Here is a 17,942-nt window from a genome sequence, read left to right on the forward strand (position 1 = left end):
CGTTACATCGGCGGCACCGGTGTCGGTCTTGCCGGATCAAAAACATCTTTTACGTCAAAAAGATCGGATAACAGTTCCGGGTTATAATACATACGGTATCCATCCAGATTCCGTCTTCCCTGACGGAAGTACCGATCCCTGATCTGTACATAATACTGGCTGGAATCCACGTTGCAGTAATAATTATATCCCTGCCCCTTCAGATATTCGAATTTATCCCCGGAATACTCCTGGTCATTGGTAATGTCAGTTCCAAAAGCAAAAATGATAACATCCGTTCCCCCGATCAGCGGATCTACATTTTTCTTGAAACGTTCGGTATCTGCCTGAAGCTTCTCCAGTGTGACCTGTCCCACATTCTGATGTCCCCAGGTATGGCTTGCAAATTCCCAGCCTTCTGCCTTCATGGCATCGGCAACCTTTTTTGCGGCTGCCCGTTCTTTTTCCAGGCTGAAATCCGGATGTGCATCCAGCCACTGTACTTTATTTTCATCCAGATCTGCCGGACGGGTCTCATAGCTTTCGTCGGTACGGTATCCCAGGATCCCGTTGTATCCGGTAAGCGCCAGGATTCCTTTTGCACCGCGATATGAAAAATCCGGATGCTTTTCCACAAATCGATCGATCAGCGGAACCATGTCGTAATCTCCCACGGATACGCTTCCGTCATCTTCCACATATTCATTGCGGATCTTTCCTTTATCATCCACGATCAGCTTCGTGGCATAGCCGTCACCGTCCATGTAATGATAATAGCATACATCATCTTGTGAGAGGACAAACGGCGTTTTCCCGGGCGGAAGAAGGATCTCTCCCTCTGTGATGTTCCCGTTGTCATCTGCCTTTGCCATGTCCTTGATGCTTACCATCACATAGCCCTTGTCATACATGATCTGCGTGATCTTGTTAAACTCATCAATGGTTGTCATGACCTGATTATAATCTGCTTCTTTGTAATCTCCGTCAAACGCTTTGGATGGATCTTTGATCAGAATATGATAAAAAACATGTGTCACCTTTTCAAGGGGCCATGCCGTACAGGTTGCTTTTACGTCTTCGTATTTTTTTGCAGCCGCCTGCATCTTCTTATCAGAATCATAGGACGGAGCCTTTTTCAGAAGATCGATAGCTTTGTCATAGTTATACTGACTGGCCAGAAGCTCTGCCTCTGCGAGAGTATCTTTGGAAACGGTCTCTGTATTTTTAGTACCCGCTTCTGAAGCTTTTTCTCCGGAAACGGTCTGTTCTTTCTGTTTGTCAGAAGAAACCGTCTTTTCTTTTGAAGCCTTCTCACTTCTGCCCTTCAGCGCACCGACCCCTACTGATGCCCCGACTGCGGCGATCATTGCCACTGTTATGATAACCAGACGTTTTCTGCGTTCCTTCAGCTGGCGCTTTCTGCGGCGTTTCAATACCTCTTTCCGCCATTCTTCGTACTCAGGAGTTCCCATTTCCGGTCGGGTTCTCCCGGGCGTTTTCTCTTCCATATAATATTTCCTCCATCTCTGGTTTATCCATTACATATGTTAGTTCAAAGATAGTTATGTCCTGTAATCTCTGCAGCATACACAGATGAACTGCATCGTAATCATTATAACTGGTAACTGCTGAAATTTCCACCGTTCCACCTGTCTTTTTCACTTTTTTAATTGCCTTTTTGACGAAACAATGCTAAAATGTTGTTTGCGTAATGTAACCGATTGCGAAACAAATATATATACAGGGGGATTCTCAAATGAGTACAGTTACCATCGTTCTTCTGGTCATCCTCGTTATTCTGATCGCAGCAGTGATCGCACTCTATTTCTTCGGAAAAAAAGCTCAGAAAAAACAGGACGAACAGCAGGCTCAGATCCAGGCTAACAAGCAGACAGTTTCCATGCTGGTCATCGATAAAAAACGGATGCCGCTGAAAGATTCTGGACTTCCACAGATGGTCATCGACCAGACACCTAAGCTTATGCGCCGGTCCAAGCTTCCGATCGTAAAAGCCAAAGTCGGTCCGAAGATCAGCATCCTTATTGCAGATGAAAAGGTTTTTGATCTGATCCCGGTCAAAAAAGAGATCAAAGCTGAAGTCAGCGGTCTTTACATCGTTGGCGTAAAAGGAATCCGTGGTTCTCTCGAAGCACCACAGAAGAAGAAAAAAGGCTTCCTCGCAAGATTCCGTAAATGATCAGAATCCAAAACAGCCGCCACGCTTTCAGGAATTTCCCTGATGCATGGCGGCTTTTCTTATGTAATGTAATTATATATCTTTTATTTTCTGCAGGATCTATAAAACAAAATCCTTGCAGTCTCTTGGCTGTACCTGGATCGCCAGATAGCAGTCTGCCACATGTTCTTCATTCATATCCAGCGCATAATCTGCTTTGATCTGAAGGTTCTCTTCGCTTTCCGTCAGCTCCAGATTCGTAGCTGAGATTCCCATCTGAAGTGTTCCGTAAGGGGTAGTATAATAGGTCATGTTTTTTTTGCCCTGTTCAAATACCATGTGTACATTGACAAGCCCCTTCTTGCTGACTTCCAGACCCTTTCCGGATACTTTTATGTAATTGATGGTGGGTTCTGCTGTTTCATCCAGCAGTTCCTCATATCTGAGATAATGAGAACCATTGCGGAAATAATACTGTCCCGGAACAATGATCTCTATAGGTTCCTGATCCCCCTGTGCATCCATCATCTGAAGCCCTCTTACATGGATCAAAACTTCTTTCTGCATTCTTTTCTCCTATCATTTATGTACAGATCTGTTTAATATTTTTCGATATCGATCTTCTGTGTTTTTTCTACGTTATACGGCAGGATGGAATTGGCAAAATCCTTAAACTTCTCTGCAAGATCACTTACATAAAAGCGATACGGAAATTCCTCCTGTGCTACCTCATTGCTGGCAAGATCCAGTCTGGAGAGCAGCTTTTTAAGCTCCAGTGCTGTCTCATATGCAGGATTCACAAGGCAGACCTCCTCACCCATGATCTTGCGGATGGTAGATCTTAAAAGGGGATAATGCGTACATCCGAGGATCAGTGTATCGATCTCCTGCTCTTGCAGCTCCTTCAGATACCTTCTGGCAACCTCCTCGGTGACCGGATCATGATACCAGCCTTCTTCTACCAGCGGAACAAACAGCGGGCACGCTTTTCCGATCACGGTGATCTCCGGATCCAGTTCCTTCAGATAAGAGGCATGGATACCGCTTCCTACCGTGCCCACCGTTCCGATAATGCCCACCCGTTTATTTCTTGTTTCATGGGCAGCAACTCTGGCACCGGCCTCGATCACTCCAAGGATCGGGATATCCAGTTCATCCTTCACCGCATCCAGAGCAAACGCACTGGCTGTATTACAGGCCACCACAATGGCCTTCACCTTCTGTTCCTGCAGAAAATGAATGATCTGGCGGGAATAACGGATCACCGTTTCTCTGGATTTGCTTCCATAGGGAACTCTGGCTGTGTCTCCGAAATATACGATTTTTTCCGATGGGAGATTGCGCATGATCTCCCGGGCTACTGTCAGTCCTCCGATACCGGAATCAAACACACCCACAGGTGCGTTTCTGTCTATATTCATTGATCTTATCTCCTGAAATAATTAATCGAACGTGATTGGTCCGTTGAAATATTGTATCACCAATCCAGGGCTTGCGCAAGCCAGAAGGATATCTTCACCGGCTTATTTTCCCCGTTGTCCTCTGCTTTTTCAAAACAGAATTCCGGATAGATCGTTCCCCACCAGGCATAAAACTGTGGCTGCCGATCACCTGCAGTTCTTCTCTCCCAGGTACTCCCTGCAAGGATCACTGCCATGAGCAGAAGGATTCCTCCTGCTTTTTTTAATACATGCTTCTTCGTTTTTATATGCTCCATGAGCAAGCCCTCCTGTCAAAAATCTTCTGATGATCTTATCCAGGGATATACTGTACGATTTATCGTACTGATCATCATCTGTATTATTAACAGTCCGGCTCCTATCTATTCATTACTGCCGTAATCCACTTCCAGAAGCTCACCTTCCACCCATACCTCCGGAAGCCAGGGCAGCGTTCCATCCTGACAAAACTGATGATATACCTCCCGCAGAGTCACACCCTTCTTCTGCTGCCCGGATGTGCGGTTCTCCTGGATTCCCTGAAGATATTCCCCTATGGAGCTTTTTCGGGCTCCTTTCCAGTGAAAAACATCTCCCAGCATATTCGTCCGAAACACGTAGACATCCTCTCCGATATGCTCTTCCTGCTTCAGATATCCGATCAGTGCTTCCCGGGCTCCCTCTTCCAGGATCTGTTCATCCAGGATCAGCACTTCAAGATGACCAAGATCCAGAAATTTTTCCTGAGACCGGTTGTAGACTGCCTCGATCTCCTGAAAGTCCCGGCCGGAAAGAGTCAGAACAGAAATCGGGTCTTCGTCCGGTTTTTCCTGTCCGGTAGCTGTACTCATATCCGGCATTGCATATTTCAGCACAAAGCCATTCTCTGAAACACCGGCCCCAAGTGCCAGCGGATAAGCTCTTTTTTCCGGTTCTACTGCCGCACAGCCTGATCCCGTCAAAGTGATGACCAGGACAAGTCCTGCCACAGTTATTTTTTTCTTCCGTCTTCCCCTGTTTTCCGTACTGAGAAAAAGCTGTATCACAAGCAGAAACGGCACAAAGATGTACCCCAGATACCAGCCATAATACTCCCGGATCCCCATCCCGTTTCTCTCATACAGGGAAAGCAGCCAGCCTGCTGCCGGGATCCAGTACCGACCGGTCCCGAACCCGGTTTTTTCCGCGATCTGATTTCCGTAATGAAACAAACTTCCCAGAGAAAACAAAAGTCCGAATACCAGAAATCCCATCCATATCACATCAAATCTCGCCAGTACGTTTCCCGGAAGATCCGCACCTTCCAGAAGAGGCAGTACCGGACAGATCTCGTTTTTAAGGCGTGCACCTCCAAAGACCGCCGGAAGAAGGAGCTGCATTCCAAAAATGATCCCGCAAACTGCAAGAAAAGCCAGAATCACAGGTTTTCTGGCACTTCCCTGTTTTTTTGCATACTCCAACCCGAAGGGAAGAAGTCCTGCTCCTGAAAAAGCACACAAAAGTGTATACAGATCACGGAGCCATCGCTCTCCTGCAAATCCTGTTTCCGGATCTTTCATCACTTCCATAAAGTACTCTGTTTTTCCCTGCCCTGCACATAAAAGCATCAGAAGAAGAATCCCTGCCAGAAAAACCCTTCCGGACACCTCAGCGATCCGCCCTCTTCTCTGCATTCCGCGATGCGTTCCCAGACTGCAGACTGCAACTGCAAGAAGAGACAGCCATTTTCCGGAAATCCCGCTGATCAGACTTTCCGGGATCACCTCCCCCAGAAGATCCGAAAGAAATGCCGAACTTGCGATCACATATATTAAAAAGAACAGTCCGATAAATTGTACAGCAAAATCTCCTGTCCTTTTGGAAAGCTCCCCATACGCAGGTGTCAGACGTATCAACCAGATCACATAAAAAGAGAGCACTACGGCCGCAGCAGCTGTCCCTGCCATGGCACTGATGCCCAACATCGCTCCATTCTTAAACAGGCACAGCAGAAACGGCGCCGGAAACACCAGTATGATCTGCCGAAAAAGCTGCCTGTGGGAAATCCTGTTATTCTCCGCAAATCTCATAACCTTTATCCTTTCCGGCTCCATGGCCTTGTCCGAAGCCTGCGTTTCTGGGCATTTCTGGCATACAGCGGCCGGAATTTCCGCTTCCGGAAGGGCTGTCGCAAAATCCTTCCACCGGTTTCCGTCTCACTGTTCTTCTCTACAAAAGGTACCAGATATGGGACACCGAAGCTTAAGAGTCCTGACAGATGCGCCACGGTAAGATACAGTCCCAACACGATTCCGAAGATACCCAGAAACCCTCCCAGAAACAGAAAAGCGTACTTCAGAAGCCGGAATGCAGAAGCAAATTCCTCATTAGGTATAGCCAGTGATCCCAGTGCTGTCAGTGCCACGATGATCACTACCACCGGGCTGACAAGATTGGCCTCCACTGCTGCCTGTCCGATGATCAGTCCTCCCACGATCCCAATGGCATTTCCAAGAGCTCCCGGGATCCGCACACCAGCCTCCCGTATCAACTCAAATGACAGTTCCAGGAACACCAGCTCCACTACACTGGAAAATGGAACACCCTCTCTTGCCTGTGCAAAGGAAAGGATCAGATTCGCCGGAAGGATCTGTGTATGAAACCGTATCACAGCCAGATAAAGTCCGGGGAGCAGCGTTGCCACAGCCATGGCCAGATACCGGAGAACCCGCAGGAAGGATGCCATCTCAAAACGATTGTACCAGTCTTCACTGCTTTCCATAAAACTGTTGAATGCTCCGGGAACCACCAGTGCCACCGGCGAATTGTCGCAGAGCAGAACTGCTTTTCCATTCAGCAGCTCCTGGGCAGCCCGATCCGGCCGCTCCGTTGTCTGAAACTGAGGAAAGGGAGAATACCAGGCTTCTTCTGTCAACTGTTCCAGCATCCCGCTGTCCAGGATCCCGTCCACTGCAAAAGATTCCAGACGCTCTTTCACAGCAGTCAGAAGCTCCTCATGGACCAGATCCTCCACATAAAGAAGCTGTACCACCGTATTGGAGCGTACACCGATGCTGCTCTGCTCCACCTTCAGCCTGGTATCCCGGATCCGCTTTCTCACAAGGGCCGCATTGATTTTTACACTGTCACAGAACCCCTCCTTGGAGCCTCTGAGGACCTTTTCCGTTTTCACCTCTGATACAGGCAGCCCCGGATATCCTTTACTGGAAATTTTCATTGCTTTGTCGTATCCATCCAGAAAGAAAACTGCATTTCCCGAAAGAATGGCACCAAATACCTCCTCCATGGAAGACAGCTCCTTCACATCTGCAATTCCAAGGCTGTTCCGGCGGATAAATTCCCGGATCTTTTCCTCCGGGATCTCCCAGAAATGATTGATCATTTTTCCGATAGCAGAATCATCCAGCATCATGTTGGAAACCGCCACCTCAATATAGACCATCAGACAGTCCGCCTTATGTCCCTCACCAAGGCGCATGGGCCTGATCAGGATATCATCGCAGTTTTCACACTGTTTCCGGATATACGATTCATTTTCATGAAGCGATATCGATATCTTCCTTGTTTCCATAAAGCCACCATCCTTTATAGCAAGTTCCCCCACTGCTTATTGCTTTTCGCAATTGAAACAGGGAACTTACCTGATTCGGTTAAAAAAAAGAGATGCCACAATGACATCTCTCTTAATATTCCCGCATATCCGGTTCTTATTCTTTTTTCTCGGCTTCTTTGGCTTCATTCTCCGCGCGGATAGTACGGATGATCGCTTTTCGCTGATTTTCCAGATGATGGAAAGAAATATCCTGCGCCTTTTGCACATCTCCTTCACGGATGGCTTTTACCAGCTCTTCATGCTCACTGACCAGAAGATTTCTTGTCTGCTCCTCCTTCAGATACTCTACACGATAGCGATACATCTGCTCACGGAGATTATTCAGGACCTGGTTCAGACGCTTATTATCAGAAGCCTGGTATATGATCTCGTGGAAAGCCACATCAGTTTCCGCCAGACGGACCAGATTTCCCTCTGCTTTTGTTTTTTCAAATTCCTTGGCTGCCACCCAGAGCCTTCCCAGCTCCTCCTCTGTGATCAGCTTGCACGCTTTTTCTATGGCAACATTTTCGAGAGCGATACGTACCTCCAGAACATCGTTCAGATCCTTCTCTGTGATGCTGGCTACCTGTGCACCTCTGCGTGGGATCATCACTACAAGACCTTCCTGCTCCAGCTTACGCATAGCCTCACGCACCGGTGTTCTGCTCACACCAAGACGCTCTGCAAGGGCAATCTCCAGAAGTCTTTCGCCCGGCTTCAGCTCTCCCTTCAGGATTGCCTGCCGCAAGGTATTAAAAACAACATCCCGAAGCGGCAGATATTCATTCATATCCACAGAAAAATCACTTGTCATTTGTAACTCCTCCATCTCTATTGTAAATATCCGTGGCAAATACAGTCTTTGCAAGCCCGCTCTTTCTGAGGCTTCTGGCTGCCGCGGCCATCTTATCCCTGTTATCAAAGATTCCAAACACAGTAGGACCGCTCCCGCTCATCACGGCTTTCAGCGCACCTTTTTCTTCCATAAGGTTCTTGATATTGCCGATCACCGGATACTGTCGGATGATCCCCGGTTCAAATACATTCTCCATTCTGGATGCCATGGCATACAGATCATTATTTCTGATAGCTCCGATGAGTCCATCGATGTCCGGATGTTTACCGATCCCTTCCAGATTCAGATTCTCATAAGCTGTTTTTGTGGAAACATTGATCCCCGGTTTTCCTATCAGAACATAACATTTCGGAACTTCCGGAAGTCTGGTCAGCTTCTCTCCGATTCCCTCCGCAAGAGCTGTTCCCCGCATGATACAATACGGAACATCTGCTCCGACCTTTACTGCACGTTCCATCAGCTGTTCTTCTGTAAGCCCTAAATGGAACATCCGGTTCACACCCACAAATGCAGCCGCTGCATCGGAGCTGCCTCCTGCCATGCCTGCTGCCACCGGGATAAATTTACGAAGCTTGATGGAAAGTCCCTCTTCAACATCGAACTCCTCCATCAGCATCTGTGCTGCTTTATATACAAGATTTCTCTGATCTGTGGGGATAAACGGAAGATTGGTCGTCAGTACGATCCCCGGCCGTCTGGTCTTTCTGATATCCAGGATATCATACATACGGATGGTCTGCATGATCATGCGTACCTCATGATAACCGTCCTCTCTCTTTCCCAGAACATCAAGTCCGAGATTGATCTTTGCCATTGCTTTTAAACGCATAAGCCCCTCCATTTGTACTTTGTATACAGTATTTATACATGTATTTTATATGATTTTTACATTCTTTTCAACAGCAAAATATTCCACTTTTTATTTGATCTGACCTTCCACTTTTTTCACAACAAGAAGCGGAGTTCCCGGAGATGGTTCCTGATTTTCCTTGAGACCATTGATCGTCCGGATCTCCTGTACAGATGTGTGATATTTCCTTGCGATATCCCACAATTCATCTCCCGGTTTTACCATGTAAACCAGGATTCCCGGCATGGCCTGGAGTTTTTTCATATCCAGTGGTTTTTCCTCTACTTTCTCAATGATAAATACCGGTTCTCTGGCAACTGCCAGAAGCTCCAGTCCTACAGTTGCCCGGATCTCGATCTCATTTCCATCTGCCATGGCTGCGGAAAGCTGCTCCAGCTTTGCTTTTAACTGATAACAGCTGTCCTGTCGGATCCCTCTTGCCTCAACCATATGGGAAAACGGTATCATTGCCTCCATGGAATAAAACGGCATATCATCATTTCCAATAATGTACAGGATCTTCAGCATGACCACGCCATCTGCCTGCACACCGTTCTCTACGATCCTGGTCTTATCGATCTTCACTTTTCCCTGACTGTGACACAGCTGGAGGACTTTTCCCTGAGTCTCCTTTACCTGGATCCTGTCACTGATCCTGCATCTGGAAAAATTACGTACCAGAAGCCGTTCCAGTACCTCATTCTTCCCTTCCGGAACGCATTCACGGATCGGTGTATACACATCGGTAATGAGATCATATTCCTCTTCCCTGAAAAATTTCATATCCAGCTCCAGCACCACATCCGAAACAAGGATCCGTTCTTCCCCATCGACATCCGGTTTGGCCTCCAGACTCTGATGCATCACCGAAGCTTCGATCAGCGGGATCAGTTCTTCCGTGCAGTCCGGACATTCCACTTCCCCGGAAAAAGGCAGCGAATATTCCAGCCATTGCACCGGAGCTTCTGTATCTTCAGCTCCGTACAGCACAAAAACGGACAGCTCTCCCCTTGCTTTTACCACATTTTCCTCCGGCTTCAGATCCAGTCCCCGTACATCCATAGTATACCAGATCAGGCTGGCGATATCCGGACGATTGGAGGCAATGGTATACTCATCCTTGATCCGGAGTGTATCTTTTTTATGTACGGTAAGTCCCAGAAAGCGGACTGTTTTTTTTCTGACGGATACCTCTTCTGCATCCAGCGCCACCGGCAGGCGGATCTGTTCCGTTTCATCCACAGTCGCACAAAAAGTAACCAAAGCTTTGATATTGAGCTTTCTGGAATGGATCAGGCGGATCGTAAGATCTTCAATTTCCCACTTCAGACACATTTTATCCCCATTTATGATGTTCTTCAGGTTCAAGGTTTCCTCAAATGGAAGTTTTGCAGTTAGACCGCTGACAATCCCGCTTTCTTCCCCCACATAAAGGATATCTACCTGCAGATTTCCCGTAAGAATACCTTTCCCGTCAGTAAGACGGACATCATCCATAATGATCCTGCCCTTATTCTGGATCAGTCTTCCTGCATCCGGTTTTGCATCCGGTACATTAAAATCCTCATCAAAAGTGATCTGACTTTTTGCCCTGCTTTTTTCCTTTAATATCTGCATGCTTTCTTTTTTTAATTCCACAGTCTATTCCCCTTTCTCCAACTCTTTTTTCACCGGACTACTGCTTTCCCGGAACGTTACCGGCTTTTCCTGTTTCCGGGTTTTTATCACAATGCAGGGATAGGACGGAACTCCTGCCTCCTTAAGATCCTCCGGTCCAAGAAGTTTTGTAACAAAAAATATCCCATTCGAGGATTCTCCAAGCTCCTCTACCTGGATGCTGTATCCGCCACTCATCTGCCGCCCGTACCCTTTGGCCAGGTAAAGATCATCTCCGGTTTCATAACTCAGCTGAAATTCCTTTTCCTTTTTTTCTTCCATAAGCCTGGAAAGCTCCTCCGGGATATCCCGGCGTTCCACAATGGTGTAATCTACCGGTTTTCGTTCTTCTTCCTCCACCCGGACAAAGCGACACCCGGAAAGCAGCAGCGCCAGCACGGCAGCTGTCAGCACGATCCGCAGAAATACTGCTTTTTTCATAATATAAGCCACCTGCATTATTCAGTATTTATTCTATGTGAGCAGGGAAAGATTTATTGCAACTATCGGATTTTCTTCGTATAATATAAAAATACCATCTTACTGCGGAACACTCCGCAAGTATCTATAACAGAAAGGACAAAAGACATGATTCGATTCATACTTGTCTGTATCGTGGTGATCGCCTATCTGGTGCTGACCATTCCGGTTCTCCTTGTAGAATGGATCATCGGGAAATTTTCTCCCATGACTAAGGATATCAGCTCTCTGCGCATGGTACAGGCCATATTCAAATTCATCCTGTGGATCACAGGCGCCAAAGTCACCGTCATCGGCGAAGAAAACGTTCCAAAGGATCAGGCTGTTCTCTATGTAGCAAACCACCGGAGCTATTTCGACATCCTGCTCACCTACAGCCGCTGTCCGATCCGCACCGGCTATGTTGCCAAGAAGGAAATGGAGCATTATCCGCTGCTCTCCAACTGGATGCGCAATCTCTACTGTCTCTTTCTCGACAGAGAGGATATCAAGCAGGGTCTGAAAACGATCCTTCAGGCCGCAGACTATGTAAAATCCGGCATTTCCGTATGTATCTTCCCGGAAGGAACCAGAAATAAGAATGCTGATGAAACAGAAATGCTGCCTTTCCATGACGGCAGCTTCAAGATCGCGACCAGAGCCAAAAGCCCGATCATTCCTATTGCGATCAGCAACTCTGCCAACATCTGGGAGGCCAATTTCCCGAAGATGACACCTACACACGTAGTGATCGAATATGGCAAGCCTATCATTCCTTCAGAGCTTGACCGGGATACTCAGCGCCGCTTAGGTTCCTATACACAGGATATCATCAAAGAAATGCTGATCAAAAATAAAGAACTGGTATGAACATCAAAAAAAAACCATATCTATGTCTGTTTTTCGACATAAGATATGGTTTTTTATTACTGTGTACCTGCTCCCAGGATTTTTTCCGCATTTTCGATCCGTTCTTTCGTTGGCGGATTGATTCCTTTCAGCGGATAATCAATATGCAGATTTTCCCATTTAAAGGTTCCGAGTGTGTGATATGGAAGAACCTCCACTCTCTCAACTGTCTTCAGTGTTGCAATAAAGTCAGCCAGTCGGTGGAGATAGTCATCCCGGTCATTGCGTTCCGGAACCAGCACGTGACGGATCCACATGGATACGCCCATATCGGAAAGCTTCCGGGCCATGGCAAGGATATTTTTATTGGTACATCCTGTGAGGATCTTATGCTGTTCCTCATCAATGTGCTTGATATCCAGCATGACAAGATCTGTGTATTTCATCAGCTCTTCCCATTTTTCATACCACGCCCCCTCTTCTGTGTAAGGGTTGCCGCTGGTATCAAGTGTTGTGTGGATCCCAAGTTTTTTTGCTTTTCTGAACAGCTCAGTGAGAAAATCGATCTGTAACAGTGGCTCGCCTCCACTCACAGTAATACCGCCCTTACTTCCCCAGTAAGAGCGGTATCGACAGGCTTTTTCAAGCAGCTCATCTGCTGTGTACTCCGTTCCTGTTTTCATTTGCCAGGTGTCCGGATTGTGGCAGAACTGACAGCGCATGGCGCAGCCGCTCAAAAAGATCACATACCGGACTCCTGGTCCGTCAACAGAGCCGAAGCTCTCCAGTGAGTGGACGTAGCCAGTGATTTTTTTCTGGTCGTCCATATTTTTTATTACATCCTTTCGTGGCAGGTTCTTGCGATAACGTCAAGCTGCTGCTCTCTTGTAAGGTCGATGAACTTAACAGCGTATCCGGAAACACGGATCGTGAAGTTTGCATACTCCTCTTTTTCCGGATGCTCCATAGCATCGATAAGTTTCTCTTTACCGAATACGTTTACATTGAGGTGATGTGCACCACGGTCAAAGTATCCGTCAAGTACATTTACAAGGTTCTCTGTACGCTCTTCCTCAGAATGACCAAGAGCATCCGGGTTGATAGTCTGAGTATTGGAGATTCCGTCAAGGGCATCCTCATAGTCAAGCTTTGCAACAGAGTTCAGGGAAGCAAGAAGTCCGTTCTGCTCTGCGCCGTAAGACGGGTTTGCTCCCGGTGCCAGAGGCTCGCCGGCTTTTCTTCCGTCCGGAAGAGATCCTGTAGCTTTACCATAAACAACATTGGATGTGATGGTAAGGATGGATGTGGTTGGCTTGGAATCACGATAGGTATGGATGTGTTTCAGCTTCTCAAGGAATGTGGAAAGCAGGGTTGTTGCGATCTCGTCTGCTCTGTCATCATCGTTACCATAACGTGGGAAGTCACCCTCAACCTGGAAGTCTGTTGTGATTCCGTCCTCGTCACGGATTGCTTTTACTTTTGCATATTTGATAGCGGAAAGGGAATCTACTACGTGTGAGAATCCGGCGATACCTGTTGCAAAGGAACGGTCAACCTTTGTATCGATAAGTGCCATCTCAGCTGCCTCATAGTAGTATTTATCATGCATGTAGTGGATCATGTTCAGTGTTCCAACATACAGATGTGCAAGCCAGTCCATCATCTGATCATATTTTGCGATTACTTCGTCATAGTCAAGGTACTCGGAAGTGATCGGCTGGTACTGCGGTCCTACCTGCTGCTTTGTCTTCTCATCAACACCACCGTTGATCGCGTAAAGAAGGCATTTTGCAAGGTTAGCACGAGCACCGAAGAACTGCATCTCTTTACCGGTCTCTGTAGCAGATACACAGCAGCAGATGCTGTAGTCATCGCCCCATACCGGACGCATAACATCATCGTTCTCATACTGGATGGAACTTGTTGTAACAGAGATGTCTGCTGCATATTTCTTGAAGTTCTCAGGCAGTCTTGAAGAGTAGAGAACTGTAAGGTTCGGCTCCGGAGCCGGTCCCATATCCTCAAGTGTATGAAGGAAACGATAATCGTTCTTTGTTACCATGGAACGTCCGTCCTGTCCCATACCTGCTACTTCCAGAGTTGCCCATACCGGGTCACCGGAGAAGAGCTGGTTGTAAGACGGGATACGAGCGAATTTAACCATACGGAATTTCATTACGATATGGTCAACAAGCTCCTGTGCCTCTTTCTCTGTAAGAGTTCCGTTCTCAAGGTCTCTCTCAATATAGATATCAAGGAATGTGGAGATACGTCCGACACTCATTGCAGCTCCGTTCTGAGTCTTGATTGCTGCAAGATATCCGAAGTACAGCCACTGGAATGCTTCCTTTGCATTCTTAGCCGGCTGGGAAATATCAAAGCCATAGATCTGAGCCATTTCTTTCATCTTCTTCAGAGCACGGATCTGATCAGCGATCTCCTCACGAAGCTGGAAGTCATAACGTCTCATACCCTGACGGTCGCATGCTGCAAAGTCTTTCTCTTTGCCTGCGATCAGGTAATCAATTCCGTAAAGAGCAACTCGTCTGTAATCACCTACGATACGTCCACGTCCGTAAGTATCCGGAAGTCCTGTAAGGATCTTGTTGTGACGTGCTCTCTTCATCTCCGGTGTGTAGATATCGAATACACCCTGATTGTGTGTTTTGAACTCATAGTTGTTAAAAACATCTTTGATCTTGTCGCTTACGTGATATCCGTAAGTCTCGCATGCCTGCTCTGCCATTTTGATTCCGCCGTATGGCATGAAAGCACGTTTCAGAGGTTTGTCTGTCTGAAGACCTACAACCTGCTCCAGATCTTTGAGCTCCGCATCGATATATCCAGGACCGTATGCTGTAATTCCTGTTACTACCTCTGTCTCCATATCAAGAACGCCGCCTTTAGCACGCTCTTCTTTCTGAAGCTCCTGAAGTTTGCCCCAGAGTTTGTCTGTTGCCTCTGTTGGCTCTTCCAGGAAGGAAGCATCTCCGTCGTATGGTGTATAGTTCATGCTGATGAAATTACGAACATCGATCTTCTCTTTCCAACGGTCACCCTTAAAACCATTCCACTGTTCAAAATCAACTTTTGCCAATTTGTTACACATCCTTTCCTGTTGTCTCAATATTTCGTTCACTGTCCGCGCAGTTAGTAATATATAACATTTCTCATGACGACCATAAGATAACAGATTCAGATTTCAAAGTCAACAGATTGGATGTATGTTCTTTATAATATACAAGGGAATGTACTATTGACAAAATTAATGAGAAAATTGTACCAGATATTGTACACTGTCGGGCGTCTGACGTACGCTCCTGCGCGGAGGGCGTTTCCCTTTCAGGGGGACACTTGAGCAGTGGGCGTTTCCCTTTCAGGGGGACACTTGAGCAGTGGGCAGGTTTGCGAGGGGGAAAGGCGCTCGGAGTTACGAAGCCCGCTTTTCCCCCTCGCGCTCCCCCTTTCCGGGCACGTCGCTGTTCTGCGTTGTGGTATGTTACAATGTATTGGAAAGGATTCTGTATTCTTCGGTGTTGGTTGTGTGGGGATTGTGCCGATCCGATGGGTGTGTGGTGAACGTAACACCAAACTCCTCCTATTTGCCATATCCCAGGGAACAGGCCCGCTGCGCGGGCCGCTTTCCCGTCCGGCGGAACAAAAAAATCGGCTCAGCCTGACACCACCGATACAGCAGCATACAGGACTAAGCCGATAAATTAACACGCTCCAAGGCGTAGCACAGCGGCGTGCCCGGAGGGGTGGGGTGTGGGGAGGGGAAACGGGCTTCGCAACTTCGAGTGCCTCCCCTCCCCACGGTTTTCCCCGCTTTTTCAAAGCAGAACTTTTTTCACAAAAAAACTACAACACTTTAGAAAGAAACTCCTTCGTCCGTTCCTCCCGAGGATCACTAAAAAGTTCTTTCGGATTTCTATCCTCAAGAATCACCCCATCATCCATAAAGAGTACTCTGTCGCTGACCTCCCTTGCAAATCCCATCTCGTGGGTAACCACCAGCATGGTCATACCTTCTTTTGCAAGCTCTTTCATAACCTCAAGAACCTCTCCGACCATCTCAGGATCAAGAGCTGACGTTGGTTCGTCGAACAGAAGCACCTGGGGATTCATAGCCAGTGCTCTGGCGATAGCAACCCTCTGCTTCTGTCCGCCGGAAAGCTTTCCGGGATAAACATCGGCTTTTTCTTCAAGCCCGACTCTTTTCAAAAGATCTCTTGCCTTCTGGTCAGCCTCTGTCGCATTCCATTTGCCAAGACGTACCGGCGCAAGAGTGATATTTTTTAATACTGTCATATTGGGGAACAGATTAAAATGCTGAAAAACCATTCCCACATTTTCCCTGAATTTATCTACATTCAGCTTCGGATCCAGGAGCTGCTGTCCGTTTACGGTGATCTCGCCTTCCTCCGGTTTTTCCAGAAGATTCAGGCAGCGCAGAAAAGTAGATTTTCCGGAGCCGGACGGACCGATGATGCAGATACACTCACCCTTGTTTACATGAGTTGTGATTCCCTTTAATACGTGTACATCCCCGAAGGATTTTTTCAGATTTTTAACATCAATCACTTTCTCTCAGTCTCCTTTCAAATCTCTTCAGCAGAAGGCTCAGGCACTTCACGATCAGATAGTACATGATACCTGCAACGATCAGCGGTATGAACATCTGATAAGTACGGGAAGAAACATAGCTTGCCGCCTTTGTCAGATCCATGATACCCACATAGCCCAAAATAGAAGTCTCCTTGATCAGCTGGATAAACTCATTACCCATTGCCGGAAGGATGGTTTTTACAGCCTGCGGAATGATAATAAAACGCATGGTATCTTTGTACCCAAGTCCCAGAGAACGTCCTGCCTCACTCTGACCTTTGTCTACAGACAAAATACCTCCGCGGATAACCTCGGAAACATACGCACCGCTGTTGATACCGAAGCTGACCACTGCTGCCACATATCCAAGTCTGCTGTGGAACACAGCAAAATAAATGATCATCAGCTGAAGAACTGACGGTGTTCCGCGGATCACATCAACATAAATATCTGCTATCGTGGAAAGAATGGTTCTTCTGCCTTTTTTCGCAGCTCCGAGACGTACCAGAGCCACCACAAGGCCGATCAGGATACCTACGATCACAGACAAAAGGGAAACGATCAGTGTAATTCCAAGACCGTTAATATAAAACTTCCAGCGGTTATCCTGAAGGAAAATAAAGCTTAAAAGTCCCAGAAAACCATCTGTTGCTGCTACATCTGTCACATCCTCACTGTTTTCAAGTGTGTCCACAAAATACTTCTGATAAAGATCATCATATTTTCCTGATTTTTTTACTTTTGCAAGCCCGTCATTGATGATCTGGACAAGCTCTGTGTTTCCTTTTTCAATACAGAAAACCGTGTCCTCTGCTGTGCTTGGCACAGACTCATACTGCAGATCTGAATTCTGTTTACAGTAGATCTCAGCCATGATATTGTCGATCAGAACTGCATCTGCTCCACCGTTTTTCAGCTCCATGACTGCACTGGAAGCGTTTTTAAATCTTTTTACTTTGGCATCCTTAACTTCACCGTAATCAGTAGTCTCGCCGGATGCGATCATATCACTCTGTGCACCCTCCAGAACTGCAACTGTTTTTCCGGACATCTCCTCAAAATCCTTGATCGGATTATCCTTACGGCTGATGATGCACTGTGTACCGGTATAGTAAACATCGGAAAAATCAACACTTTTTTTACGATCCTCAGTAGGTCCGATTCCGGCAGCGATCACCTGCACATCTCCGGCCTCCATGGAACCCATCAGGGAATCGAAAGGCATATCCTTCCATACCAGCTTTACATTTTCTTCCTTGGCTATCGCCTCCAGAAGATCGTAATCAAAACCTGTAATATTTCCATCATCATCCAGGTATTCAAACGGCGAATACTCTGCATTCGTTCCTATGATGATGGTCTGCTGTTCTGCCGCTTTTACTGCCACTGCACTGCTGAAATATACCGGCAGAGCCATGATCATGCACAGTACAAAGCAAATAAGAGCTCTGCTTTTTCCATTGCGTCCCATTATT

Annotated in this window: 16 protein-coding genes; 2 read left to right on the plus strand and 14 right to left on the minus strand. The window is 47.0% G+C overall.

The features are described from left to right. Positions 1-2: 2 nt before the first annotated feature. Positions 3-1,487, minus strand: coding sequence for a polysaccharide deacetylase family protein (locus MUB50_RS09230; protein ID WP_330637513.1), 1,485 nt, complete (start codon positions 1,485-1,487; stop codon positions 3-5). A gap of 248 nt (positions 1,488-1,735) precedes the next feature. On the opposite strand from MUB50_RS09230, the gene MUB50_RS09235 reads away from it, so the two are divergent. Beyond that, entirely contained in the window at positions 1,736-2,176 is a 441-nt protein-coding gene (locus tag MUB50_RS09235; RefSeq protein WP_059086292.1) for a type IV pilin, read from the plus strand. A 99-nt stretch (positions 2,177-2,275) separates the two neighbouring features. On the opposite strand, the gene MUB50_RS09240 is transcribed toward MUB50_RS09235, so the two are convergent. From MUB50_RS09240 to MUB50_RS09280, 9 genes are all read right to left on the minus strand, one after another. Beyond that, the gene (locus MUB50_RS09240; protein WP_021653071.1) at positions 2,276-2,722 is read right to left on the minus strand and encodes a DUF1934 domain-containing protein; all 447 of its coding nucleotides are present in this window, start codon (positions 2,720-2,722) and stop codon (positions 2,276-2,278) included. A gap of 32 nt (positions 2,723-2,754) precedes the next feature. Then, positions 2,755-3,576 carry a glutamate racemase gene (murI, locus tag MUB50_RS09245; protein WP_138276721.1) on the minus strand — a complete coding sequence of 274 codons (822 nt, stop codon included), beginning with the start codon at positions 3,574-3,576 and terminating at the stop codon, positions 2,755-2,757. Between the two features lie 56 nt (positions 3,577-3,632). Beyond that, positions 3,633-3,872: a hypothetical protein gene (locus MUB50_RS09250; protein ID WP_118515840.1), complete on the minus strand. Its 240-nt coding sequence runs from the start codon at positions 3,870-3,872 to the stop codon at positions 3,633-3,635. Positions 3,873-3,977: 105 nt separating this feature from the next. Further along, complete coding sequence (locus MUB50_RS09255) at positions 3,978-5,663, minus strand: GerAB/ArcD/ProY family transporter (RefSeq protein ID WP_244791076.1); 1,686 nt, start codon at positions 5,661-5,663, stop codon at positions 3,978-3,980. Positions 5,664-5,668: 5 nt separating this feature from the next. After that, a complete protein-coding gene (locus MUB50_RS09260; protein WP_118515839.1) occupies positions 5,669-7,165 on the minus strand; it encodes a spore germination protein in 1,497 nt (498 codons plus the stop codon). 136 nt (positions 7,166-7,301) lie between these two features. Next, the gene (locus MUB50_RS09265) at positions 7,302-8,003 is read right to left on the minus strand and encodes a GntR family transcriptional regulator (protein WP_118515838.1); all 702 of its coding nucleotides are present in this window, start codon (positions 8,001-8,003) and stop codon (positions 7,302-7,304) included. Further along, positions 7,993-8,874 (minus strand): 4-(cytidine 5'-diphospho)-2-C-methyl-D-erythritol kinase, encoded by an 882-nt coding sequence (gene ispE, locus MUB50_RS09270; RefSeq protein WP_015525345.1) that lies wholly within the window; start codon positions 8,872-8,874, stop codon positions 7,993-7,995. Before ispE ends, MUB50_RS09265 begins: the two co-directional genes overlap by 11 nt. Before the next feature lie 90 nt (positions 8,875-8,964). Next, on the minus strand, positions 8,965-10,533 hold the full coding sequence (locus MUB50_RS09275) for a DUF3794 and LysM peptidoglycan-binding domain-containing protein (RefSeq protein WP_173754114.1): 1,569 nt from the start codon (positions 10,531-10,533) through the stop codon (positions 8,965-8,967). A 3-nt stretch (positions 10,534-10,536) separates the two neighbouring features. Next, entirely contained in the window at positions 10,537-10,992 is a 456-nt protein-coding gene (locus MUB50_RS09280) for a protease complex subunit PrcB family protein (protein WP_244791078.1), read from the minus strand. 147 nt (positions 10,993-11,139) lie between these two features. Here MUB50_RS09280 and MUB50_RS09285 point away from each other — a divergent pair, with 147 nt between their 5' ends. Further along, positions 11,140-11,880, plus strand: coding sequence for a lysophospholipid acyltransferase family protein (locus MUB50_RS09285; RefSeq protein ID WP_022427300.1), 741 nt, complete (start codon positions 11,140-11,142; stop codon positions 11,878-11,880). A gap of 56 nt (positions 11,881-11,936) precedes the next feature. Here the strand turns inward: MUB50_RS09285 and pflA are convergent, their stop codons facing one another. The 4 genes from pflA to MUB50_RS09305 form a co-directional block, all read right to left on the minus strand. Next, positions 11,937-12,686 carry a pyruvate formate-lyase-activating protein gene (gene pflA, locus MUB50_RS09290; RefSeq protein WP_178687677.1) on the minus strand — a complete coding sequence of 250 codons (750 nt, stop codon included), beginning with the start codon at positions 12,684-12,686 and terminating at the stop codon, positions 11,937-11,939. 8 nt (positions 12,687-12,694) lie between these two features. Next, on the minus strand, positions 12,695-14,956 hold the full coding sequence (gene pflB, locus MUB50_RS09295; protein ID WP_243119227.1) for a formate C-acetyltransferase: 2,262 nt from the start codon (positions 14,954-14,956) through the stop codon (positions 12,695-12,697). A gap of 764 nt (positions 14,957-15,720) precedes the next feature. Then, positions 15,721-16,443, minus strand: coding sequence for an amino acid ABC transporter ATP-binding protein (locus MUB50_RS09300; protein ID WP_244791080.1), 723 nt, complete (start codon positions 16,441-16,443; stop codon positions 15,721-15,723). Continuing rightward, complete coding sequence (locus MUB50_RS09305) at positions 16,436-17,938, minus strand: ABC transporter permease subunit (RefSeq protein WP_244791082.1); 1,503 nt, start codon at positions 17,936-17,938, stop codon at positions 16,436-16,438. Before MUB50_RS09305 ends, MUB50_RS09300 begins: the two co-directional genes overlap by 8 nt. Between the last annotated feature and the right edge of the window lie 4 nt (positions 17,939-17,942).

The sequence above is a fragment of the Blautia sp. NSJ-140 genome, assembly GCF_022868965.1.
Taxonomy (GTDB): Bacteria; Bacillota; Clostridia; order Lachnospirales; family Lachnospiraceae; genus Blautia_A.

Excerpts from the sequence above, each read along its gene's own strand:
- MUB50_RS09230 (WP_330637513.1), bottom strand. The coding sequence starts at position 1,487 with ATGGAAGAGAAAACGCCCGGGAGAACCCGACCGGAAATGGGAACTCCT.
- MUB50_RS09235 (WP_059086292.1), top strand. The coding sequence starts at position 1,736 with ATGAGTACAGTTACCATCGTTCTTCTGGTCATCCTCGTTATTCTGATC.
- MUB50_RS09240 (WP_021653071.1), bottom strand. The coding sequence starts at position 2,722 with ATGCAGAAAGAAGTTTTGATCCATGTAAGAGGGCTTCAGATGATGGAT.
- murI (WP_138276721.1), bottom strand. The coding sequence starts at position 3,576 with ATGAATATAGACAGAAACGCACCTGTGGGTGTGTTTGATTCCGGTATC.
- MUB50_RS09250 (WP_118515840.1), bottom strand. The coding sequence starts at position 3,872 with ATGGAGCATATAAAAACGAAGAAGCATGTATTAAAAAAAGCAGGAGGA.
- MUB50_RS09255 (WP_244791076.1), bottom strand. The coding sequence starts at position 5,663 with ATGAGATTTGCGGAGAATAACAGGATTTCCCACAGGCAGCTTTTTCGG.
- MUB50_RS09260 (WP_118515839.1), bottom strand. The coding sequence starts at position 7,165 with ATGGAAACAAGGAAGATATCGATATCGCTTCATGAAAATGAATCGTAT.
- MUB50_RS09265 (WP_118515838.1), bottom strand. The coding sequence starts at position 8,003 with ATGACAAGTGATTTTTCTGTGGATATGAATGAATATCTGCCGCTTCGG.
- ispE (WP_015525345.1), bottom strand. The coding sequence starts at position 8,874 with ATGCGTTTAAAAGCAATGGCAAAGATCAATCTCGGACTTGATGTTCTG.
- MUB50_RS09280 (WP_244791078.1), bottom strand. The coding sequence starts at position 10,992 with ATGAAAAAAGCAGTATTTCTGCGGATCGTGCTGACAGCTGCCGTGCTG.
- MUB50_RS09285 (WP_022427300.1), top strand. The coding sequence starts at position 11,140 with ATGATTCGATTCATACTTGTCTGTATCGTGGTGATCGCCTATCTGGTG.
- pflA (WP_178687677.1), bottom strand. The coding sequence starts at position 12,686 with ATGGACGACCAGAAAAAAATCACTGGCTACGTCCACTCACTGGAGAGC.
- MUB50_RS09305 (WP_244791082.1), bottom strand. The coding sequence starts at position 17,938 with ATGGGACGCAATGGAAAAAGCAGAGCTCTTATTTGCTTTGTACTGTGC.